The organism is Gardnerella sp. KA01001 (genome assembly GCF_049244025.1).
GTDB lineage: Bacteria > Actinomycetota > Actinomycetes > Actinomycetales > Bifidobacteriaceae > Bifidobacterium > Bifidobacterium swidsinskii.
The window spans coordinates 56,689-78,250 of sequence record NZ_CP058366.1 but is presented as its reverse complement, the minus strand read 5'-3'; the positions used below and the strand labels follow the sequence as shown (position 1 = coordinate 78,250).

General features: G+C 45.3%; 17 protein-coding genes, 2 tRNA genes and 1 riboswitch. Of the genes, 13 read left to right on the top strand and 6 right to left on the bottom strand.

Annotated features, from left to right (window positions below; all coding sequences use genetic code 11):
- Positions 1 to 83: 83 nt before the first annotated feature.
- The 3 genes from HXT59_RS00345 to cysS form a co-directional block, all read right to left on the bottom strand.
- Positions 84 to 1,259 carry an endonuclease/exonuclease/phosphatase family protein gene (locus tag HXT59_RS00345; RefSeq protein ID WP_102703369.1) on the bottom strand — a complete coding sequence of 392 codons (1,176 nt, stop codon included), beginning with the start codon at positions 1,257 to 1,259 and terminating at the stop codon, positions 84 to 86.
- Positions 1,256 to 2,926: a signal recognition particle protein gene (gene ffh / locus HXT59_RS00340; protein ID WP_004110266.1), complete on the bottom strand. Its 1,671-nt coding sequence runs from the start codon at positions 2,924 to 2,926 to the stop codon at positions 1,256 to 1,258. The genes HXT59_RS00345 and ffh overlap by 4 nt, the downstream gene beginning before the upstream one ends.
- Positions 2,927 to 3,032: 106 nt before the next feature.
- A complete protein-coding gene (gene cysS, locus HXT59_RS00335) occupies positions 3,033 to 4,670 on the bottom strand; it encodes a cysteine--tRNA ligase (protein ID WP_421783891.1) in 1,638 nt (545 codons plus the stop codon).
- A 193-nt stretch (positions 4,671 to 4,863) separates the two neighbouring features.
- On the opposite strand from cysS, the gene HXT59_RS00330 reads away from it, so the two are divergent.
- The 6 genes from HXT59_RS00330 to rpmF all read left to right on the top strand — a co-directional run bounded on the left by HXT59_RS00330 (position 4,864) and on the right by rpmF (position 9,562).
- Positions 4,864 to 6,201 carry a nicotinate phosphoribosyltransferase gene (locus HXT59_RS00330; protein WP_004110271.1) on the top strand — a complete coding sequence of 446 codons (1,338 nt, stop codon included), beginning with the start codon at positions 4,864 to 4,866 and terminating at the stop codon, positions 6,199 to 6,201.
- A gap of 234 nt (positions 6,202 to 6,435) precedes the next feature.
- A complete protein-coding gene (locus HXT59_RS00325) occupies positions 6,436 to 6,765 on the top strand; it encodes a DUF3039 domain-containing protein (protein WP_004110275.1) in 330 nt (109 codons plus the stop codon).
- 127 nt (positions 6,766 to 6,892) lie between these two features.
- Complete coding sequence (gene coaD, locus HXT59_RS00320) at positions 6,893 to 7,441, top strand: pantetheine-phosphate adenylyltransferase (protein ID WP_012913867.1); 549 nt, start codon at positions 6,893 to 6,895, stop codon at positions 7,439 to 7,441.
- A 15-nt stretch (positions 7,442 to 7,456) separates the two neighbouring features.
- Positions 7,457 to 8,494, top strand: a complete 1,038-nt coding sequence (locus HXT59_RS00315) for a hypothetical protein (protein ID WP_004110279.1) — start codon at positions 7,457 to 7,459, stop codon at positions 8,492 to 8,494.
- A gap of 2 nt (positions 8,495 to 8,496) precedes the next feature.
- Entirely contained in the window at positions 8,497 to 9,183 is a 687-nt protein-coding gene (locus HXT59_RS00310; protein ID WP_004110281.1) for a YceD family protein, read from the top strand.
- A 184-nt stretch (positions 9,184 to 9,367) separates the two neighbouring features.
- Positions 9,368 to 9,562, top strand: a complete 195-nt coding sequence (gene rpmF, locus HXT59_RS00305) for a 50S ribosomal protein L32 (protein WP_004574042.1) — start codon at positions 9,368 to 9,370, stop codon at positions 9,560 to 9,562.
- Between the two features lie 704 nt (positions 9,563 to 10,266).
- Here rpmF and rnc read toward each other — a convergent pair.
- The gene (rnc, locus tag HXT59_RS00300; protein ID WP_285089465.1) at positions 10,267 to 11,097 is read right to left on the bottom strand and encodes a ribonuclease III; all 831 of its coding nucleotides are present in this window, start codon (positions 11,095 to 11,097) and stop codon (positions 10,267 to 10,269) included.
- Between the two features lie 127 nt (positions 11,098 to 11,224).
- Here rnc and HXT59_RS00295 point away from each other — a divergent pair, with 127 nt between their 5' ends.
- From HXT59_RS00295 to HXT59_RS00285, 3 genes are all read left to right on the top strand, one after another.
- On the top strand, positions 11,225 to 13,339 hold the full coding sequence (locus HXT59_RS00295; protein WP_410310212.1) for an ABC-F family ATP-binding cassette domain-containing protein: 2,115 nt from the start codon (positions 11,225 to 11,227) through the stop codon (positions 13,337 to 13,339).
- A gap of 66 nt (positions 13,340 to 13,405) precedes the next feature.
- Positions 13,406 to 14,167 carry a ribonuclease PH gene (rph, locus tag HXT59_RS00290; protein WP_012913873.1) on the top strand — a complete coding sequence of 254 codons (762 nt, stop codon included), beginning with the start codon at positions 13,406 to 13,408 and terminating at the stop codon, positions 14,165 to 14,167.
- 22 nt (positions 14,168 to 14,189) lie between these two features.
- Positions 14,190 to 14,876: a non-canonical purine NTP pyrophosphatase gene (locus HXT59_RS00285; RefSeq protein WP_012913874.1), complete on the top strand. Its 687-nt coding sequence runs from the start codon at positions 14,190 to 14,192 to the stop codon at positions 14,874 to 14,876.
- A gap of 13 nt (positions 14,877 to 14,889) precedes the next feature.
- On the opposite strand, the gene HXT59_RS00280 is transcribed toward HXT59_RS00285, so the two are convergent.
- Both HXT59_RS00280 and HXT59_RS00275 read right to left on the bottom strand, forming a co-directional pair.
- Positions 14,890 to 14,970: transfer RNA gene (locus tag HXT59_RS00280), tRNA-Leu, on the bottom strand.
- Between the two features lie 70 nt (positions 14,971 to 15,040).
- Positions 15,041 to 15,113, bottom strand: a tRNA-Thr gene (locus tag HXT59_RS00275).
- A gap of 353 nt (positions 15,114 to 15,466) precedes the next feature.
- Here HXT59_RS00275 and pgi point away from each other — a divergent pair.
- From pgi to HXT59_RS00255, 4 genes are all read left to right on the top strand, one after another.
- Positions 15,467 to 17,161: a glucose-6-phosphate isomerase gene (gene pgi / locus HXT59_RS00270; RefSeq protein WP_248893131.1), complete on the top strand. Its 1,695-nt coding sequence runs from the start codon at positions 15,467 to 15,469 to the stop codon at positions 17,159 to 17,161.
- Positions 17,162 to 17,332: 171 nt separating this feature from the next.
- Positions 17,333 to 17,493, top strand: a riboswitch (M-box (ykoK) riboswitch).
- 104 nt (positions 17,494 to 17,597) lie between these two features.
- Entirely contained in the window at positions 17,598 to 17,744 is a 147-nt protein-coding gene (locus HXT59_RS00265; protein WP_004110294.1) for a hypothetical protein, read from the top strand.
- A 259-nt stretch (positions 17,745 to 18,003) separates the two neighbouring features.
- Entirely contained in the window at positions 18,004 to 19,752 is a 1,749-nt protein-coding gene (locus HXT59_RS00260; protein WP_102703374.1) for an ABC transporter permease, read from the top strand.
- A gap of 80 nt (positions 19,753 to 19,832) precedes the next feature.
- On the top strand, positions 19,833 to 21,347 hold the full coding sequence (locus tag HXT59_RS00255) for a nitrate/sulfonate/bicarbonate ABC transporter ATP-binding protein (protein WP_421783888.1): 1,515 nt from the start codon (positions 19,833 to 19,835) through the stop codon (positions 21,345 to 21,347).
- Positions 21,348 to 21,562 lie beyond the last annotated feature (215 nt).

The following is a 21,562-nucleotide window of genomic DNA, read 5'->3' as shown; positions in this document are numbered from 1 at the left end:
TCGTTCGGGTGTGGGGCACTCCTTGCGAGCTTCCACATGTTCCTCACGTGGTCGGGAAGAGGGCGCCGATTCACGCGAATAACTTATCTATTATGCCTGCGCGCTTGGACGTTTTTATCTAGTGATTGTAGGTCGATTGCTGCGATGTATGCTAAGTGATCAGTGCCGTCGACAACTACATTCTTTTGCCATAGTGCGTTAGATTTACAGTTTTTTGCGCAAAATAGCACATGGTCAAGTGTAAGATTTGGCCACTTAAGCCATGTAGGCCATGTGCGTAGACGCTTTCCAAGCGAAAGCGCAACGTCTGTAAATCCGTATTTCAAAAGCGAGCGAAAGCTTGGGTGGTCGACTGTGGAATTAAGATCGCCAGTAACAATAGTAAGAGTTGCTAAATCGCAAGTTTTCGAAGTAGATTCGTCAGCGCATTCGTTAGTGCAATCGGCGAAAGAATCAGTAGTAGAATCAATAGTCGCAAGTGCGCGAATTCCATTACTCCAAGCAGCACACCCACGCATCGGTGACTTTGGATGTGCAGAAGCAAATTTCACCAAAACTTTTTCATTTGCACCAAAATCTAAGCAAGTTGTAACGCTTGGTACGCTTGCAGCTTCAATTTTTACGGAATTATTGCAAGTAGAAATCGCGGAATATTGCGTAAAAATAGCGTTGAATCCGCCGTTATTATGCTCACTTTGCGCACCTACGCACGAAGTTGGAAAAATTTCGTATATTCCAAGTTTTTCAAGATTTTTTACTAAAGACTCGCTTAATTCTTGTAAAAGTAACGTATTTACGTGATATTTTTTCGTTATTTCTATTATTTCGGATGCACTCGCTTTTCCGTATCTGCAGTTAAGAGTCATCACGCGTATTTCTTGATGCCGTTCCTTGCAGCTTTTGCGCGACGATTTGCTTTCGTGCAACCTACGCAATCTTTCAAACCAGTACGGCGTATGCGACTTAAGCGAAATCAAAAATAGCGCAGCGTAAGCAACGCATAAATATCCGTAAGATTTCGCGTAAGATTGTGCTAAATTAAGCGATTTCGTTACTTTCTCTGCGCAGCATGTATACAGCAAAAAAGCGCCAAAATTACACAAAAACAGTGCTCCCACAACGTAAGTTGCAAGTGGAAGCAACGCAATAACATACGGAAGTGGGTTATATTTATCCGCACCTGCTGGCAGCCAACGCATCAGCTGCCACAAAAGAAGCGGCACAAATATAACCCACAAAAACGCCAATACTAAAATCATCGACCGAATAAGCCAGCTAATCCGCCGCCAAAGTTAGGTGGCAGTTGATTATCTTGATTTGCGTCTTCGGAATTCATAAGTTCCTTAAGTCCTTCAGGAAGATTCTGAAGATTTGGTTGCTGTGGCTTTGCAAAAGCAGAACCTGCAACATCGTCGCTAGTAGATTCGCCAGAAAGACGCTCACGCAACGCGCGCTCTTCAGCTTCCCTGCGCATTGGATTTCCGGACTTTCCGACCTTCTTCTTGCCTTTCTTGTCTTTGCGCTTCGACTTACTGCCGGCTCCACCGAATCCAGGAATGCCGCCCATGCCAGGCATTCCAGCTCCACCGCTCATTCGCTTCATCATTTTTGCAGCCTGTTCGAAACGTTGCAAAAGTGCATTAACTTGCGAAACGCTCACACCTGATCCGGCAGCAATTCTCGCGCGGCGAGATCCGTCAATAATCTTTGTATTTCTACGCTCTTGAGGAGTCATAGAGCGAATAATCGCCTCAGTGCGGTCAATTTCCTTATCGTCAAACTGCTCAAGCTCTTGACGGTGGGCAGCCATTCCAGGCATCATACCCAAAAGCTTCTTCATTGAGCCAAGCTTACGAACTTGCTGAAGCTGCTCCAAAAAATCATCCAAACCAAAGCTGCCTTCAGCTATTTTTGCAGCAGCCTTGCGTGATTCTTCTTCGTCGAACTGCTTCTGTGCGTGCTCAATAAGCGTCAAAATATCGCCCATATCGAGTATGCGTGAAGCCATTCGATCAGGATGGAAGATTTCAAAATCCTTCAAACCTTCACCTGTAGAGGCAAACAAAATCGGTTTTCCAGTAACGCTTGCAACCGAAAGTGCAGCACCGCCTCGAGCGTCGCCATCAAGCTTAGAAAGCACAACGCCGGTAAAGTTTACGCCATCGTTAAAAGCTTGAGCAGTGCGAACAGCATCTTGACCAATCATTGCGTCAATAACAAACAGCACTTCTTGCGGTTGCACGGCATCGCGAATATTGCGTGCCTGCTTCATGAGCTCTTCGTCAACACCCAAACGACCTGCGGTATCAATAATCACAGTGTCATACATTTTTTCGCGCGCATAATTAATAGAATCGCGCGCAACCTTAACCGGGTCGCCTTTAGTGAACCATGGCAAAGAAATCGCACTTCCGCCTGTTTGTACGCCCTTTTCTGGAGCAAATACAGGAACTCCTGCGCGCTCGCCAACAACTTGCAGCTGCGTGACTGCATTAGGTCGTTGCAAATCTGCTGCTACAAGCAAAGGAGTATGGCCTGCATCCTTCAGCCAGTAGCCTAGCTTTCCAGCAAGCGTAGTTTTACCCGCACCTTGCAAACCTGCAAGCATAATTACAGTTGGAGGATACTTCGCAAAATTAAGCTGCCTATCTACACCTGCGCCCAATACTTGCGTAAGCTCGTCGTTTACAATTTTCACAACTTGCTGAGCTGGGTTTAAAGCGTGCGAAACTTCCTCACCAAGAGCGCGCTCGCGAATTCGAGCAGTGAATGAGCGGACTACTTCCAACGCAACGTCTGCGTCGAGAAGTGCGCGGCGAATCTCGCGAATTGTGCCGTCAATATCGGATTCTGATAGCTTGCCTTTGCTGCGCAAATGCTTAAAAGCATTGGAAAGGCGGTCTGTTAACGAACTAAATGCTGCCATAGTTTTCCATTCTACCTGTTGTTGCTAACGTAACTTTAGTGCAATTGCTAACTTGATTTGCTAATTAATACTTTCGCGTTTTCTTTTGCTTTTGCGTTACTTTCGTTTATTGCAAATGCCAAGATGATTCTTGCGAAGTATCGACAATTACAATTCCTGCGTTATTTAACGCGTCGCGAATAGCATCTGCAGTAGCAAAATCCTTTGCTTTTCTAGCATCTGCTCTAGCTTTAAGTTGCAAAGTAATTAAAGAGTCCAAAGCTGAGTGTTCTTTGTTTTCCTTGCCGTTTGAGCCTTCTGCAGGCGATTGATTATCGTTCGAAGCCCACGTTTGTGCGTAAGGATCCAAGCCCAAAGTATCTAACATAGCTCGCACTTGCAAAACAGCGAGATATATGAGCTTTTGTACGCTTTCGCTTTGTGCTTGTGAAGAATCTTTGCTGCAGTCGTCAATAAGAGTATTTCCTTGACGAATTGTAGTAAATATTTCTGCGATTGCGCCAGAAACGTTAATGTCATCGTTCATAGCGCGAGTGAAATCTTCCGGAAGCTCGTCTGCGTTAACAGAGCGCACTTCTTCGCAAGTTGGCTTCTTGTCAAGCAATCTGTCAGCTCTCTCGAGGAAGTTCATAATGCGATCATAAGCCGATTTTGACTCCACCAAAGCTTGGTCAGACCACTCCAACATTGCGCGATATTGCACTGCTCCCAAAGCATATCGCACAACCCAAGCCGAATTATTTGCCAAAACTACTGGTACGGAAAGACCATTTCCCAACGATTTTGACATTTTTTCACCTTTGGCGGTAACCCATGCTGAATGCATCCACACATTGGCGCTTTCCCATCCAGCAGCACGCGTTTGTGCCATTTCGTTTTCGTGGTGAGGGAAACGCAAATCCAGGCCGCCTCCGTGAATATCGAAATCATTTCCAAGATAACGATGGCTCATAGCAGAGCATTCAATATGCCAACCAGGGCGTCCCTCGCCAAAAGGAGTTTTCCAGCGTGCATCCGGCTGATCGAAATCGCAAGGTGCTTTCCAAAGTGCGAAATCCCTAGGATCGTGTTTGTCTGGTGAAGTGTCTGCAGGATCTGTTGGATTGTAAATATCGTTTTCGGCAGCGTCTACGCTTGGACCTTTCGCGTCTGCGATAGCTGCGGCTTCATCTGCGCAAGTTTCATTTTGGTTCTGATTTTGGTGCGTTAATTCGCCGTAATGCTCCCAACTTGGCACGTCAAAATAGACATTTCCAGTAGGATTTCCGTCATTGTCTTTAATAACATATGCGTGACCGCGTTCGATTAAGCGTTCAATCAGCTCAACCATGTCTGTAATATGACCTGTTGCGCGCGGCTCAACTGTTGGCGCAAGCACTCCTAAAGTATTGTAGGATTTTGTAAATTCGCGCTCGTAAATATATGCTCGTTCCCACCAATTTTGCCCTGATTCGTTGGCTTTTTTCATAATTTTGTCGTCAATATCTGTGACGTTTCTAACAAACGCGACTTTGTATCCTAAACGCAGCATCCAGCGACGGATTATATCGAATGCAATCGCTGCGCGAATATGACCAATATGCGGAGAACTTTGCACTGTTGCGCCGCACACGTACATGCCTACTTGACCATGCTTTTTAGGTACGAAAGTGTTCGTTGAATGTGAAGCCGTGTTGTATAAGTGCAGGTTTTCTGCGGCTTTAGTAACTTTTGCAGTCTCTTCGTTCAAACTCTTATTAAGCATAATTGCTATTATAAATGCTTCTTTATACTCAGAGTGACTTTGAGAAGTTGTATTTCGTGCGTCGGCTCTTTAGTTAGCGATACAATTATTGCGATTTGGTTTTAGATTTAGCTTTAGTAATCCAATTAGATTCATATCTATTACCTGTCTATTACCTAGCTGTTTTTATTTTGTTCGTTACGAAAGGAATATCATGGCTGAGATTTCATCTGCTCTTATGACGGACATGTATGAATACACTATGCTTGACGCTGCTCTTAAGGACGGCACTGCAAATCGCAAGTGCGTTTTTGAAATTTTTACGCGCCACTTGCCTCAAGGTCGTCGTTACGGAGTCGTTGCCGGCATGGGTCGCATTTTGGAAGAGCTGCAAAAATTCCATCTTTCGGAAGATGATTTGCGTTTCTTAAGTGATCGTAAAATTGTTAGCGCAGAAACCATTGAATGGCTGGAAAATTTCCGATTCCACGGTAAAATTTCCGGTTATCGCGAGGGGGAGATGTTCTTCCCGAATTCGCCAATTTTGCAGGTAGAAGGTACTTTTGGTGAGTGCACTTTGCTTGAAACTGTGCTTCTTTCTGTGCTTAATTACGATTGCGCGGTTGCCTCTGCCGCAGCACGTATGGTTTCAGCCTCCGCAGGTCGTCCTTGCATGGATATGGGCGGCCGTCGCACAAACGAATATTCTGCAGTTGCTGCATCTCGCGCAGCGGTTATTGGCGGTTTTAAGGGAACCGCAAACTTGCTTGCTGCAAAACTTTACGGATTGAAGGCAATCGGAACCGCAGCTCACTGCTTTACTCTTGTTCACGACACTGAGCGTGACGCTTTCACTTCTCAAATTGCCGCTCTTGGCAAAGGCACTACGCTTCTTGTTGACACTTATAATATTGAGGAAGCTGTAAAGACAGCTGTGGAAGTTGCAGGCCCTGATCTTGGTGGAATTCGTATTGATTCTGGAGATTTGTGCGCTTTGGCTCGTCGCGTAAGAAATCAGCTCGACGAGTTGGGTGCTAAAAACACAAAGATTACAGTTACTAATGATTTGGACGAGTATGCTCTTGCTTCCTTACAAAATGCGCCTGTGGATTCTTACGGCATCGGCACAATGCTTGTAACCGGCTCCGGTGCTCCAACTTGCGCAATGGTTTATAAGCTTACTGAGCGCGAGGGAGCAGATGGTGTAATGCAACCTGTTGCTAAGCGTTCTAAGAATAAAGCGACTGTGCCTGGACGTAAGTTGGCGTATCGTTCATACGATTACAGCAACGATTCTTGCGGTGTAGCTGATTGCGAACGCGTGATTTCTGGTTCGGAAGTTGCGCTCGCTCAGTTTAAGCCTAAGGATTCGTGGGAAAATCTGCTAGTTGATTACATGGTCGACGGTGAAGCTGACGAACAGTTTATGGGTCACGATGCGATTATGCGCGCACAGGATTATTGCGCTTCTGCTTTGAAGCGACTGCCTTTGGCTGCGCAAAGTTTGATGCGCGGAGACCCTGCAATACCAACAGAAATTCAAGTACTGTAAAAGTACTATAAATTAATCTTTTTAAAACTAAACTTTACTAAATAACTAAATAAGATTCGCAAATAATTTTCGCGAATAATTCGTAAATAATTCATGCGTAAAGACTAACGTCTCTGACAGCTTTTTTGAGCGTTTGTTGCGATAATGCTTTATGCTTGATTTTGCTAATAAAATTCAATTAAATTTTAGTGCGCTACGAAATTCGTTACACAATGCGTTACGAAAGGATGCGATATGTTTTCATCTTTAGAAGCAGATAATGCGTTAGATGCTGTTATGGAATCTGGTTCGCAATCCGCAGATCCAGATTCTGGTTCCGGCACAAGCACTTCTGTTCTAGAACGTCCAGAAGTTGACGAAGATGCTCGTCTAGATGATGGTGGTAATGCAGATCGTTTTGCGCACTATGTGTCAAAAGACAGAATTGAAGAGTCGCGCTTAACTGGTCGACCAGTGGTAGCTTTATGCGGTAAAGTGTGGATTCCTCGACACGAAGCAAATGACTACCCAGTTTGCCCTGAATGCAAGCGCATATACGAGGAATTAGGAAAGTTTAATTTTTAAGTAATTATGCTGCGTATTTAAGTAGTTTATATTGCGTATTAGCGTTACTTCTATCTTTAACGATAAAAGTAACGCTATTTTTTTAATATATTTTTGTTCTGAGCGCAATGGGTGATAATCTAAAAGCATGACTATAGCTGTGTGCCCCGGCTCGTATGATCCAGTCACTGCCGGCCATTTAGACGTAATACAACGTTGTACGCATCTATTTGATGAAGTACATGTGCTAGTTGCGGTAAATGCCGCAAAGACTCCGTTATTTTCTGAATCTGAGCGCGTAAAAATTATTCAAGAAGCAATAAATAATTTGCCGCAATCTCAAAATAGCTTCAATCGCGATTGCAAAATAGTAGTAACTTCAACAGCTGGTTTGATTACTGACTACTGTACAAAAGTTGGTGCTACAGTAATCGTAAAAGGCTTACGTCAAAACGGTGATTATGAGGCAGAACTTGGAATGGCACTAGTGAACCGCAAATTAGCAGGTATCGAAACGCTTTTCCTACCTGCTGATCCTGTGCTTGAGCATGTTTCAAGCTCTGTGGTTAAAGATGTTGCTCGTCATGGGGGAAATGTTACTGGCATGGTTCCAGATAACGTAATACCCTTATTAAAAAAGCTTTTTAGTGAGCAATCATTAGGCGTAGATAATAATTCATCTATGCTGAACAATTGAACAGGAGAGTAGAAGATGACAAATAAAAATGAACTTACTGACGTGACTTCTGGATTATCTAGTGAAGGAGACGACACGATGGAGCGTGAAGTGCAAGTTGATCGCAATCAAAAGCTTCCATTACATCCGGTTCTCGCAGATGAAGAAGATGCTCAAGACGGCGTTGTAAATACAACACATTCCGACGTGCGAAGTGCGCGTGAAGGCGACCTATTAGTTGATGCAGATGCTGACAATACAGAAACGTCATCTGTTGCGGCAGTTGGAAGTGTTTCTGCTGCGGAAGATGTGCGAGATAATGGCGTTGATAGTGCAAATCAGAACAAGAAAAATAGCAAAGCAGCTTCTTCGCCAGCATCATTTTCTCCTTTCCCTCTTCCAGATTTACGAGAGCGAGAAGATGGTGGCGTTATCGACTTTGAAGAAAATGAATCTGAAACTTCAAAAGTAGCTGCAGAAACAATAAGCGATGAAGCGCGTTCAAAGAGCCGCGCTGAATTTACTACAGTTTACGACATTATTGACGCAATGGAAGCAACTCTTTCGGAAGCCAAGAATGTTTTGTTTGCTGCAGGAATGGTAAAAATTGATCGCGATGAGTTCGTTGACCAGTTAGCGCGTTTGAAAGATATGCTTCCTGTGCAATTGGAGCGAGCTTCTGCGTTAATGCGAGAAGCAGAGCGACGTTTGCGTACAGCGCAAGCACAAGCAAGCTCTATTGTTTCTTCAGCGCAATCTCAATCTGCAGAAATAATTGAAGAAGCGCAAGAGCGTGCTCAATTTTTAGCAGGTCAAGAAAACGTAACGGCTTTAGCAAAACAGAAAGCTCGCGATATTCTCGCTACTGCGCAAGCAAAATCAGACAAGCTTACGCAAGGTGCGGATCAGTATTGCGCGACTGTTATGGAAGGCTTAAAGCAGCAGCTAGATAAATTAGAACAAGATGTGCAAGCGGGTCAGCGAGTGTTGGAAGATCGTCGTCGAGCTGCAGCGCACGTACAAAATGACATTAGCTCATCATTGTATGACGATGATGAAGAGGAAAGGAATTAGTAATGGCTTCGCATCCATCCCAATCACCATGGGCGGTTCCAGTAGCGCAAATGGCTGCGCGCGCTGGTAGTAGCATGTCGTTGCATCGCGTATTTCCGGCGCCGGAAGGTATTGGAGATTACGTTATTGGCGTAAAGCCAGGCAGTGATGTTATGGTTGATGGCGATTTTGATGCTGTGGTTGACGGCTTAATGTTTCAGGGCAGTATTACTGCCCCGGTGCATGCAGAATGTACTCGATGCTTGATGCCGCTTCGTCGCGATTGGAAAGTGGATGTGTGCGTATTCTTTCCATATGCTGACTCGCGTTCTAATCGTTCGGATAATCGCAATACTCGTGGCGATGCGGATGAAGCTGAATCGCAAATTTGGGATGAAAATGACGAGTCGGGCAATGTGTATCCGCTAGTTGCGGGTGGTGATTTTGCGGATATTGAGGCTCTTATTCGCGACACGATGGTAAGTGAGCTGCCGTTGCAACCGTTGTGCGAGCCGGATTGTCGCGGACTTTGCTCTCAGTGTGGCGAAAACTTAAACGAGCATCCAGATCATCATCATGACGTTACGGATATTCGTTTTGCTGCTTTAGAGGATTTGAAAGCTCAGCTTGAGCAGAATGAAAAGCGCGACGACCTGCCTGAGCGCTGCGATTTAGCGCGCGAAGGCAACTCGGAGCGGAAACTCGCTTAGGTTGGAAGTCCAGTGGACTTCCAACGCGAGTTTCGTAGCGAGCGCTTAGAGCGCGAGCTTTTGCGCAAAACAGATTTCGCTTAAATCTCACTCAAGTTCACGTAAATTAGTAATTTGTACGGCGCTTGCTGTAATATACAGAACGCTTAAGCTCAATCGATTGAACGAAATAGAGGAAAGAATTATGGCACTGCCTAAGTACAAGACCTCGCGTGCTAATACGCATTCGCGTCGCGCTAATTGGAAGGCGTCTGCCGTGCAGACTGTGACTTGCCCGAACTGCGGTTCTCAGGCATTCCCACACATGGCTTGCCCATCTTGCGGAACCTTCCGTGGTCGTGTTTATCGTGAAGCTATTCGCTCCGAGCACACCAAGTAGGTTTTATTAATAGAAACCCTGCCATCGACGGGTGGCAGGGTTTTTCTTTTTCTTGCGTATTGTGGCTGTGAGGGGTGGGTGTTGCTTGCGCGACGACCTGCTTTCGCGCAGCATTGTGCTCGCGAAAGCAGGTCGGAGCGTGAGCTTGCTCAGGTGGAAAGTCCAGTGGACTTTCCACGCAAGCTCAGCCGAGCGGCAATTAGCCGTGAGGACAGCGCTCCGCTCTTGCTTGTTGTGGCGCGAGTTTTGGGGGATTTATTTCCTCGCGCGTCCCGTCCTTCGTCGCTCTAGCTGTTAAAGACTTTACTGTCTGCTTTGTTTTTAAAAGAACGTTGCTTCCTCAGTCCTCTTTTAGCGCTCGTAAAGAAATCCCCCAAACTCTGCGTGTTTAATCGTTAATAACCGTGCCTTATCGCAGAGATTTTTCGATTTTTCTTCTTCGCTTGGCGAATCAGCAGCCTGCGGCTCTGACGTTCGCCGCGCTCAGTGCGAAAAATCTCAAATCTCTACCACACTAATATTCGTACCTCTTAAGCAACACCCACCCCTCACTACTCAGAAAATAGTTAGTGTTTTTTTGTGGTGCGGTAGTTATTTTTGCTGTAGTGATGGCAGAGCAATACTGCTAGCGTTCTTTGATTGATAGTCGCTTATCGTATTCGAAGTATCGATGACAAAGTTCGCAAATCAGGTAAAGTTCGTAGTTACTTACGCGCGTCGAGTGCGTGCCAAGCGATTTCGGCGGCTGCGAGTTGCGCTTTTCGTTTGCTAGAGCCACTTCCGACTCCCAACACTTCGTCGCCATCCTTATGTGCCAAAACCGCGCGAGCTTCAAATACTGGAGCGTATTCTGGCCCAGAAACAGCCATTCGATACTCTGGATCTTCCAAACCCATATCGTGAGCTTTGACAGTAAGCGAAGTCTTCCAATCGAGAGCTGGTCCTTCAGTTAGCACTTCCGCCAAAGTGTCGTCAATCAAACGATGCACAACTCTGCGAGCTTCATCAATTCCATGTTCAACAAAAGTTGCACCAATAAGTGCTTCAACAATATCGCACAAAATTGAATCTTTATTATTTCCGCCCTGCTCCATTTCTCCGCGACCGAGAAGAATATACGCGCCAACATGCAGCTTTTCGCGCGCAACAGCAGAAAGCGCCCATTCAGACACAGCTTTCGCTCGCATCTTCGCAAGCTGACCTTCAGTCATGTCTGGGTGTGCAGAAAACAGCGTTTCTGTAGAAACTAACTCAAGCACAGCATCGCCCAAAAACTCAAGTCGCTCATAATTTCGTGTGCCAGGATGCTCGTGCGAGAACGAGCGGTGGGTGAGTGCTTCTACCAAAAGATCCGGCGAAATAGTTGTGCCTAAAGCGTTTAAAAGTTCCTGTGTTGGGTCTCCAGGACGTGTTTCACCGCCATCTAATCTCAAAACTCCATCTTCGTTGTGTTGCACATGCGAGTTGTTTTGATTATTTTGATTGTGTTTGCTCTGCATATTCTGTTGATTCTGTTGATTGTTCTGAGTTTTCATAGCACGTATTATTATAGTCCTACTACCAACACAAGCGCTTTTAAGCTTCGCGTTCGCATTTGCGATTGCATTTTTCCATATTCCTTCTATATCCTTTCGTATAAGTGTTCAGCTATATTTGTGGATTATGCCTACGTATGATTTGGGATTAGAACGAGTTTCGCTAGAATTTGCTACAAAAACGATTTTTAAAGACGTTACTATTGGAGTTTTTGAAGGTGACAGAATCGGTATTGTTGGAAAAAATGGCGACGGAAAGTCAACGCTACTTCGACTACTTGCCGGTAAAATGCAGCCTGATTCTGGTCGCGTTACGAAGCGCGGAGGGCTTACTTTTGGCATGTTGGACCAGCGCGATCCATTGGACGATAACGCAACTGTGCGCGAGGCTGCTCTTGAAAATCGCGAAGATTACGAGTGGGCTGCAGATCAGCGTTCGCGCGAAATTGTAGAAGCGCTTCTTGGCGGCATAAATTTGGAAGCGAAAGTTGGAACGCTTTCTGGAGGTCAGCGCAGGCGCGCAGATTTAGCAAGATTATTGTTGCACGACTGGGATATTTTGGCTTTGGATGAGCCTACGAATCATTTGGACGTTGTGACGATTCATTGGCTTGCAGAGCATCTTCTTCACCGTTGGCAGGACGGTCAAGGTGCGCTTTTGATTGTGACGCACGACCGCTGGTTCTTGGACGAGGTTTGCACTTCGATGTGGGAAGTGCACGACGGCGTAATTGATCCTTTCGAGGGTGGTTACAGCGCTTATATGATGCAACGTGTAGAGCGCGAACGCCAAGCGGATGTGCGCGAAGAGCGTCGCAGGAATTTGGCGAGAAAAGAGTTAGCTTGGCTTTCCAGGGGTGCTCGTGCGCGTTCTACTAAGCAAAAGTTCCACGTAAAGCAAGCGCGCGAGCTTATTGCAGATGTGCCGCCGCTAAGAGACACTCTTGAATTGAAGAAAATGGCAACTTCGCGTCTTGGTAAGCAAGTTGTTGATTTAATTGACGTTACGCAAATTTTCGATAACGCTCAGCAGTTAAAAAATATCGATCCGGATATTGCAGAAAACGCATCTTTAGGTGAAGATAATGCAGAAAAATCAAATAAAGTCGATATCGTAGAATCTGCTTTTGCGCAACCAACTCACGTGGGAAGCGTTACTATTGCCGTTGACGAAAATCAAGAAAATTCTCTTGAAAATTCTGCGGAAAATACTTCGGAAAATACTGCTACGAGCGTAGAAAACATTGCAGAAACTTCAGCTGCATCGCGCAAAACTATTACTGGACGCATGATTTTAGACGATGCAACTTGGCTTATAGGTCCAGGCGATCGTTTTGGAATTGTGGGTGCGAATGGAGCAGGAAAATCAACATTATTAAACATTATTGACGGATCTCTAAAGCCTACGCTTGGACACGTAAATATTGGCAAGACTGTAAAATTTGCCGTGCTTTCGCAGCGGCTAGAAGAGCTTGAAAAGCTTGGAAAATATAAAGTAAAAGAAGTTTTAAGTCGCTATAAGCCTAGCTATATTATTGATGGCAAAGAAGTGACCCCAGGTCAGCTTATGGAAAGGCTTGGTTTTAAGCCCGAGCAGCTTATGACACCAATTGCGGATCTTTCGGGCGGTCAAAAGCGACGTATGCAGCTGCTGCTGATTTTGCTAAACGAACCAAACGTGCTGATTATGGATGAGCCTGGAAACGATCTCGATACTGACATGCTTGCAGTTATGGAAGATTTGCTCGATACTTGGCCTGGCACTTTGATTGTTGTTTCGCACGATCGCTACTTGCTTGAGCGCGTAACAGACCAGCAATTTGCGCTTATTGACGGCAAAATTCGTCACCTTCCAGGCGGTGTAGATGAGTATTTGCAAATTGTAGAAAAGCTGCAACGCGATCACGAAAATAGTAGTGGTACTACTGGTACTGTTGGCGCTTCAAGTACTGCGAATGCTTCGAGTGCTGCAAATTCTACAACTAAAGAAAGTTCAGAAAGTACAGTAATTGAGCCCAAACTTACCGGCAAAGCCTATCACGATGCTGCAAGGCGAGTTTCAGCAATCGAGCGAAAACTTACAAAGCTTGAAGAAGAAAAGTCGCAAATTGAAGCGCAAATGGCTGCGCATAACCCAAGTGACTTTGTTGGACTTCAATCTCTTAACGAAGATCTCCAAAAAAACGAGCAAGAAGCAAGTGCTCTTGAGGATGAGTGGATGGAGCTTTCTGAGCAGCTTTAGTACAAAATTGCTGCGTGCTAAGAAGATGAAATAGAAGATAACAGCCACGTGCTAAATTTGTGAGGTATGACTCAAATCAAGGATATGTTGGAATCTGTAAAACCAATTCGCGTTGACGGTCGTGATGTTGACGAGCTCCGACCTGTGCACATAACACGTAAATTTACTGATGTTCCTGAAGGCTCTGTGCTTATTGAGTGTGGCAATACGCGCGTAATGTGCACCGCAACTTTTACGGTTGGTGTGCCTCGTTGGCGTAGAGATTCCGGTTTGGGTTGGGTAACTGCCGAATATTCTATGCTTCCTAGAGCAACAGCTGAGCGAACTGATCGCGAATCTGTGCGTGGAAAAATTGGTGGTCGCACTCACGAAATTAGTCGTCTTATTGGTCGCTGCTTGCGCGGTGTAGTCGATATGAAAGCGATGGGTGAGTGCCAGATTCAAATTGATTGCGACGTGTTGCAAGCGGATGGTGGAACTCGTACTGCTTCCGTAACTGGAGCTTATGTAGCTTTGGTAGATGCGCTTCATTGGGCAGAAAAGAATGGTCATATTCGCTCTGCTGCAAATGTTATTAAGGATTCTATTTCCGCTGTTTCTGTAGGCGTTATTAACGGCACTCCTATGCTGGATTTGCCTTATGTTGAGGACAGTCAAGCTATGACAGATATGAATGTAGCTATGACAGGTTCCGGTACTTTCATTGAAATTCAGGGCACTGCAGAACATCGTCCATTTAATCGCGACGAATTAAATACGTTACTTGATTTGGCAACTAAAGGTAATCGCGAATTGCAAGCTGCTCAAAAAGCCGCTTTAGCAAAATAGAAGAGATTGAAGGAGAACGGGCGTGAAGCTTATTGTGGCAACACATAATGAGGGAAAACTCGTTGAAATCAAGCAAATTTTAGAGGAGCAATTGTCGAAACTTGCAGACAGTTTCGAGTTGGTAACTGCAGGTTCTCTTGGCTTGCCTGATCCTGTGGAAACTGGCGTGACTTTTGAACAGAATGCTTTGCTCAAAGCGCGTGATGTTGCTGCAAGAACAGGTTATCCCGCTATTGCAGACGATTCGGGTCTTATCGTTGATGTGCTTGGTGCTGCCCCTGGTATTCTTTCTGCTAGGTGGAGTGGTGTGCATGGAGATGATAAAGCTAATAATGAGCTTCTTTTGCGCCAACTTTCTGATATCCCAGATCAATGTCGTACTGCTCGTTTTCGTTGTGCTGCAGCTCTTGCTATTCCGGATGGGTGCAGTGAGGTTCCTGAAGGCAGTGTTATGTCGCATTCTCACGGCTTTGAGACTGTTCGAGTCGGAGAAATGGTTGGTCACTTGTTGCGCGAGGCGCACGGAATTAATGGTTTCGGCTATGATCCGCTATTTGTGCCAGATTTTCAGCCTATTCGCGATGGTGTGCAAATGAAAGGTTTGACTAGTGCAGAGCTGACTCAAGAAGAAAAGAATGCTATTTCGCACAGAGGTAATGCTTTGCGCGCACTTTTGCCGGAGTTGCAGGCATTATTTATTACTGAATAAGCGAAAAATTTCGTGCGCGAGATGGGACTTGAACCCACACGTCGTAAGACACAGGAACCTAAATCCTGCGCGTCTACCATTCCGCCACTCGCGCATAGACTCATATAAACAATCGAGCGAATAAAAACAAATCAAAAGTATTAATACACTCGAGTGAGTCAGAGAGCCACTTGACAGAATCGAACTGTCGACCTTCTCATTACGAGGGAGACGCTCTACCGACTGAGCTAAAGTGGCATGTTGCCCGAGACGCATTCGCGACTCGCGCACAAATCAAACACTATATATCATATTTTTGAATTTGTCCAATTTGGCGCGTCGTGCAACAGATAATGCTCCAAATGTGAGATAATTTCCTCGCGTTTGGAGTGATAAACCACAGATAACCCTCCAAATGCAGGGTAGGTTGCGCGCGTTTGGAGCACTGCACATCCTCAAACTACAAATTTTTATGTGTAAATTATCAGTGTGATTGTGTTCATTTTTGTGTTAAGCTTCGCGTGTTTCTGTCTGCTTTTGTGAGTATCTTGTGAATTGGACTATAGTGACGGTTGCTGTCACGTCAGTTGAAGAAATGAAAGGACCTTACAATGGCCATCAATCCGCCAGTTGACGCCGTAAAAACCCCAGAGTGGGCTGCATTGCAGAAGCATTACGACGAGTTGCAATCAGAAGGCGTTTGCCTGAAGAAGTGGTTTGCCGAGGACGCAAATCGCGTGGATAAGTTGAGCTTCGAAGCTGGAGATCTCCACTTCGATCTTTCTAAGAATTTAATTAAGCCTGAAACTCTTAAGCTTTTCGCAAACCTTGCAAAGGCAGTCAAGCTTGACGAGCGCACTAAGGCAATGTACACCGGCGTGCACATTAACAATACTGAAGATCGTGCAGTTTTGCACACTGCTTTGCGTCGTCCTGCAGAGGATGCTGGCAAGTTCATTGTTGACGGTCAAGATACCGTTGCAGACGTGCGTGAAGTGTTAGGTCGCATTTACGATTTTGCTAACGAAGTTCGTTCTGGCGCTTGGAAGGGCGTTACCGGCAAGAACATCAAGACTGTTGTAAACATTGGTATTGGCGGTTCTGATTTGGGTCCAGTCATGGTTTACGAAGCCTTGAAGCCATACGCTGACGCCGGCATCAGCGCTCGCTACGTTTCTAACATTGATCCAAACGATATGGCAGAAAAGACCAAGGATTTGGATCCAGAAACCACTTTGTTCATCATTGTTTCCAAGACCTTCACCACTTTGGAGACTTTGACCAATGCTCGTACCGCTCGCACTTGGTTGCTGAACAAGCTTCAGGAGTGCGGTGCTATTGACGGAAGCGACGCAAAGAAGGCTGAAGCTGTTGCTAAGCACTTCGTGGCTGTTTCCACCAACCTTGAGAAGGTTGAAGAGTTCGGCATCAACCCAACCAACGCTTTTGGCTTCTGGAGCTGGGTTGGCGGCCGCTACTCTGTGGATTCCGCTGTCGGCACTTCTTTGGCTGTTGTCCTCGGTCCAGAGCGCTTCGAAGAGTTCTTGAAGGGCTTCCACGCAATCGACACCTACTTCGCTGAGACTCCATTCGAGAAGAACGTTGTTGTGCTTCTTGGTATGCTCAACGTTTGGTACCGCAACTTCTACAAGGTTGCTTCTCACGCTGTGCTTCCATACGATCAGTACTTGCACCGCTTCCCAGCTTATTTGCAGCAGCTCACCATGGAATCCAACGGTAAGTCTGTGCGCTGGGACGGCACTCCTGTAACAAGCGAAACCGGCGAAATCTTCTGGGGCGAGCCAGGCACCAACGGTCAGCACGCTTTCTACCAGTTGATTCACCAGGGCACTCAGCTTATTCCAGCTGATTTCATTGCTTTCGTGAACACGCCAAATCCTACTAAGGATGGCGATCAGGATGTGCACGAGCTCTTCTTGGGCAACTATCTTGCACAGACTAAGGCTCTTGCTTTCGGCAAGACTGCTGATGAAGTTCGCGCTGAAGGCACTCCAGAGGAGATTGTGCCAGCTCGCGTGTTCAAGGGCAACCGTCCAACCACGTCCATTTTCGGCGATGCTTTGACTCCATTTAGCTTGGGTGAGTTGATTGCTCTCTACGAGCACATCACCTTCGTTGAAGGTACCGTGTGGGGCTTGGATTCCTACGATCAGTGGGGTGTGGAGCTTGGAAAGCAGCTTGCAAAGCAGATTACTCCTGCAATTTCTCAGGATGATGAAGCTTTGGCAGCTCAGGATGCTTCTACGCAGAGCTTGATTCGCTTCTATCGCGCTCATCGCAAGTAAGATAGTAGTCATATAAGCAATCGTTTTTAGTGATTGTTGGTTTATAAGTCTCTTGGCGTTAATTCGTCAAGAGACTTTTTGTTTAGCATCTGTCGCTGAGTTTTATAGGTCTCAAGTGCATTGCAATGTGTTTTGCTGCATATTGACACAACTGCAACAATAATTTATAATGAGCACGGTCGGTAGGTAAGGCTACCACGGGGATAAGGGTTGCTGCCGCAACACAGTGGAGACACTGCACGCTGGTTAACAGTCGTTGTCGAATTTAAGGCTTCGACTAATGCAACGCCACCGCCCTGCGAAGCTGAAGCTTGAACGACGTGGCACGCTTAACATGCATTTGTGTGTTTTGGTGCGTCTCTGTTCTCTTGTAAACCTCCGATTCAATGATGAAGATTTGCGCCGGCAGCGCACTAACTTAAGGAGGTGATTTGCCGTGAAACATGACAGTAAAAGCCATAATTCTAGTACTCGTACTGATGAAGGCTCCGACACTATTGGCAGTAGTAGTTCGGATGTTCCTCCTGAATATATGAAGCCGGCAATCATCGAATTTAGGTTGCAAAACTTGCGAAATATATAACTTACGAATACAACTTGCGAAATATAATTTACGAAGTTAAAACGTGAGTTCTAGTTATTTGCGCCTGTAACGTAATCAATGGTGATACGGCTACGCAAGAATTTACACAAGAAAAGTTACGCAGATCTTTACGCAAGAATTTACGAAAATCTAAATAGAAATCCGCATAGAAATCTCAATAGATATCTGCGTAATAAATGAATAGAAATAAAAAATACACGAAGGTGAACCCACTTATTGCCTATTCGAGGACTTTATTATGACCGTATTTACAACTTCGCGCAAAGAAAGCGCAGGTGTGCAAGTCGACGAGAACACTCGTTTCTGGTCGGATATTATTGTGTGCGTTGGCATTATTGCCGTTTTTGGCGTAACTGCCTTCCTTATTCAGCGCATAAATCAGCCGATTGGTCCAAGTGGCATACCATCTAAGGTATCCACGGACTTAATCAATCTGCCTTACTACACTTTGCGCTCAGTATTTCGCATGCTGATCGCATTAGTTGCATCTCTTATATTTACTATTGTTTATGGCTCTCTTGCAGCTCGCAGTCGTAGGCTTGGCAAGGTGCTTATTCCTCTTCTAGATATTTTGCAATCAGTTCCAATTCTTGGCTTCCTTTCGGCAACTGTCACTATTTGGTTGGTAATTTTTCCTGGATCAATGCTTGGTGTTGAAGCCGCTTCGATTTTTGCTATTTTTACGAGTCAAGCATGGAATATGACTTTTTCGTTCCACCGTTCGCTGCTCAGCGAGCCAAAGGAACTGGATGAGGCAGTTCGTAGTTTGCAACTCACGCATTGGCAACGTTTCTGGGTGCTAGACATGCCTAACGCAATGATTCCGCTGCTTTGGAATTGTATGATGTCTGTTGGAGGCGGATGGTTCTTCCTTACAGCTTCGGAAATGATTTCCGTAAATAATCACACTTATGCTCTTCCTGGCATCGGTAGTTTTGTGGCACAAGCTGCTGCTGAAAATAAGCTTGGTCTTATTTGGTGGGCTATTTTGTCGATGGTGATTGTTGTTTTGGCACTTGACTTCTTCTTGTGGAAACCGCTTACAGCTTGGGCTGAGCGTTTCCGCATTACGCAAAGCGCATCTGATAATGAGCGTCACAGTGCTATTTTGACTCTTATTCGTCACTCTCATGCAGATGAAGTTATTAGTAAACTGTTTTTGCCAATTCGCGAGTGGCTTGAAAAAATAACGCGCCCATTCGGTCGCACAGGCTCCAAGTGGCCTCATAAGGCTGCTCAGCATAAGCTTGGTGATTGGGTATTTAACGTTATTATGATAATTATTGTGGCTGCTGGCGCCGCCCATATGCTTTACTTTGTGTATACAACTGCGGGTTTGCATGAGTTTATTACTGCAGGCATGCTTGGTGGCATCACTTTTATGCGCGTTGCTGCGTTGATTTTAATAAGCTCGCTTATTTGGGTTCCTGTTGGTGTTGTAATCGGCATGAATCCTAAGATTTCGCGTATTATGCAGCCTATAGTGCAAATTCTTGCTAGCTTCCCAGCAAACTTCATCTTCCCGTTTGCTATGGCTTGGTTTATGGCCTGGCATATTGATCTTGGTTGGGGAAGTATTATTTTGATGGCTCTTGGTACGCAATGGTACATTTTGTTCAATGTTATTGCAGGTGCTAGTGCTATTCCTGATGATTTGCGTGAAATGACGCGCAGCTTCCGCTTGGATCGTACTTTGCGATGGAAGACGCTTATTTTGCCGTCTATTTTCGGTTCATGGTGCACTGGCGGTATTACAGCTGCAGGCGGTGCTTGGAATGCTTCGATTGTGTCTGAGATTGTGGAATATGGAAAGAACCACATGGAAACTCAGGGTTTGGGCGCATATATTACTAATGCAACCACTTTAGGAGATTCTGCGCGCACTTTAGTTGGCGTAACTGTTATGAGCTTGATTGTCGTTTTAAGCAACCGATTATTCTGGTCGCCAATGCAACGTATTTCCGAAAAACGTTACGTATTGAATTAGATCGACTAACAAATCGACTAATAAATTTACTAATAAATCGCTTAAAATAACAAAATTTTATGAAAAAGATTGGCAAAATTATGAATACTTTAAAGAGCAATGCAAAAAAAGTGCAATCCTCAATTACAAGCGATATTATCGATGCAAAGCACATCAGTCAAAGCTTCACTTCTGACAGTGGCACTACTCAGCACGTTTTGCACGATATTTCTTTCACTCTTCGCGAAGGTGAAATCGTGGCAATATTGGGACGCTCTGGTGCTGGAAAATCAACTTTCCTACGCACAATGGCTGGTCTTGTGCAGCCAACAGAAGGCACAGTAACGTATCGCGGACGCGAGCTGACAGGTCCAAACCCAGGGGTTGCAATCGTATTTCAAACCTTCGCTCTTATGCCGTGGCTTACAGTACAAGACAATGTGGAACTTGGCTTGCGTGCTAGAGGTGTTAGTAAAGAAAAGCGTACTGAGCTTGCTTTAGCTGCAATTGACGCAATCGGTTTGGACGGCTTTGAAACAGCGTATCCTAAGGAACTTTCCGGCGGTATGCGTCAGCGAGTTGGTATTGCGCGCGCGTTGGTGCTGAGACCGGATGCATTGTTTATGGACGAGCCGTTCTCTGCTCTCGATGTGCTTACTGCTGAAAACTTGCGACAGGAAGTTCTTAAGTTGTGGTCTAGCGAGGAGCGAGATATTAGGTCTGTGCTTATTGTGACGCACAATATTGAAGAAGCTGTGCAAATGGCTGATCGCGTTGTGGTTCTTGGATCTCATCCAGGTCACTTAATTGCTGATGTGAATGTTGATTTGCCTCGTCCTCGAGATAAGCACAGTGCTGAATTTGAAGCGATGGTTGATAATTTGTATGCTATTTTGACTGGTTCTGCTCCAGAAAGCACTGCAGAGCAAGACGCTTCCGAAGATGCTGATTCTCAAGATCAAGCAAATAATGCAACTAATGAAGATGCTGAAGATAACGAAGCTGCAGCAATTGCAGATATGCTTATTCAGCGCCACCATGACGATGAAGATGAAGATAAGCAAAGTGAGGATGAAGCTGAAGCAGGTGAGACAAAGGCAGAGCCTGTGGCTGTTCGTTTGCTTCCAAACGCTACACCAGGTGGTATGGCTGGTTTGCTTGACGTGATTTCTGAAAGCCCAGATGGCATTGATTTGGCTGATTTGGCAGCTGATTTGTCGTTTGAGATTGATGATTTGTTCCCACTTGTTGATGCTGGCACGATGCTTAATTTGCTTACTGCAGAAAATGGTCATATTACTATCACTTCTGAGGGTGAAGAGTGGCATAATGCCGATATTTTGCACAGTAAGCAAGTTTTTGCTCGTCTTGCGATTGAACATGCGCCTCTTGTGCACGCAATTGATCAAGCTTTGAGTAGGAATCGTAACGGAAAGCTTCGTGGCGAGCTGATTTTGGATTTGTTGCGCAGTAAGCACACGGATGCTTTGGCGCGTCAGCAGTTTGATATTGCAATTAGCTGGGGTCGTTACGGCGAGTTGTTTGATTATGACGCTGATGATGACGAGTTGACTCGTACAGTTGAAACTGCTCCTCTCGATGGAGTTGTGCGCTGAAATAGTGCGGAATAGTGCGGAATTATGCTCAATAATGTCCATTATTGAGCATAAATTTGGTACTTGTATGCTTTCGATAAAGGGATGCCGCATAGTTCTTTTATCTTTTAGGTCTAGTCGCTTCTTATTTAAGATTGCGCGGATCGGAAGTCCCCTAAAAAGCGAACTTTTTGGGGAAAGATTTGCGTAGCACATTTGTTGCTAACGCTTACTAT

What these genes read in the sequence shown, in the direction of transcription:
- HXT59_RS00345 (WP_102703369.1), bottom strand. Translation starts at nt 1,259, where the DNA reads ATGATTTTAGTATTGGCGTTTTTGTGGGTTATATTTGTGCCGCTTCTT.
- ffh (WP_004110266.1), bottom strand. Translation starts at nt 2,926, where the DNA reads ATGGCAGCATTTAGTTCGTTAACAGACCGCCTTTCCAATGCTTTTAAG.
- cysS (WP_421783891.1), bottom strand. Translation starts at nt 4,670, where the DNA reads ATGCTTAATAAGAGTTTGAACGAAGAGACTGCAAAAGTTACTAAAGCC.
- HXT59_RS00330 (WP_004110271.1), top strand. Translation starts at nt 4,864, where the DNA reads ATGGCTGAGATTTCATCTGCTCTTATGACGGACATGTATGAATACACT.
- HXT59_RS00325 (WP_004110275.1), top strand. Translation starts at nt 6,436, where the DNA reads ATGTTTTCATCTTTAGAAGCAGATAATGCGTTAGATGCTGTTATGGAA.
- coaD (WP_012913867.1), top strand. Translation starts at nt 6,893, where the DNA reads ATGACTATAGCTGTGTGCCCCGGCTCGTATGATCCAGTCACTGCCGGC.
- HXT59_RS00315 (WP_004110279.1), top strand. Translation starts at nt 7,457, where the DNA reads ATGACAAATAAAAATGAACTTACTGACGTGACTTCTGGATTATCTAGT.
- HXT59_RS00310 (WP_004110281.1), top strand. Translation starts at nt 8,497, where the DNA reads ATGGCTTCGCATCCATCCCAATCACCATGGGCGGTTCCAGTAGCGCAA.
- rpmF (WP_004574042.1), top strand. Translation starts at nt 9,368, where the DNA reads ATGGCACTGCCTAAGTACAAGACCTCGCGTGCTAATACGCATTCGCGT.
- rnc (WP_285089465.1), bottom strand. Translation starts at nt 11,097, where the DNA reads ATGAAAACTCAGAACAATCAACAGAATCAACAGAATATGCAGAGCAAA.
- HXT59_RS00295 (WP_410310212.1), top strand. Translation starts at nt 11,225, where the DNA reads ATGCCTACGTATGATTTGGGATTAGAACGAGTTTCGCTAGAATTTGCT.
- rph (WP_012913873.1), top strand. Translation starts at nt 13,406, where the DNA reads ATGACTCAAATCAAGGATATGTTGGAATCTGTAAAACCAATTCGCGTT.
- pgi (WP_248893131.1), top strand. Translation starts at nt 15,467, where the DNA reads ATGGCCATCAATCCGCCAGTTGACGCCGTAAAAACCCCAGAGTGGGCT.
- HXT59_RS00260 (WP_102703374.1), top strand. Translation starts at nt 18,004, where the DNA reads ATGACCGTATTTACAACTTCGCGCAAAGAAAGCGCAGGTGTGCAAGTC.
- HXT59_RS00255 (WP_421783888.1), top strand. Translation starts at nt 19,833, where the DNA reads ATGAATACTTTAAAGAGCAATGCAAAAAAAGTGCAATCCTCAATTACA.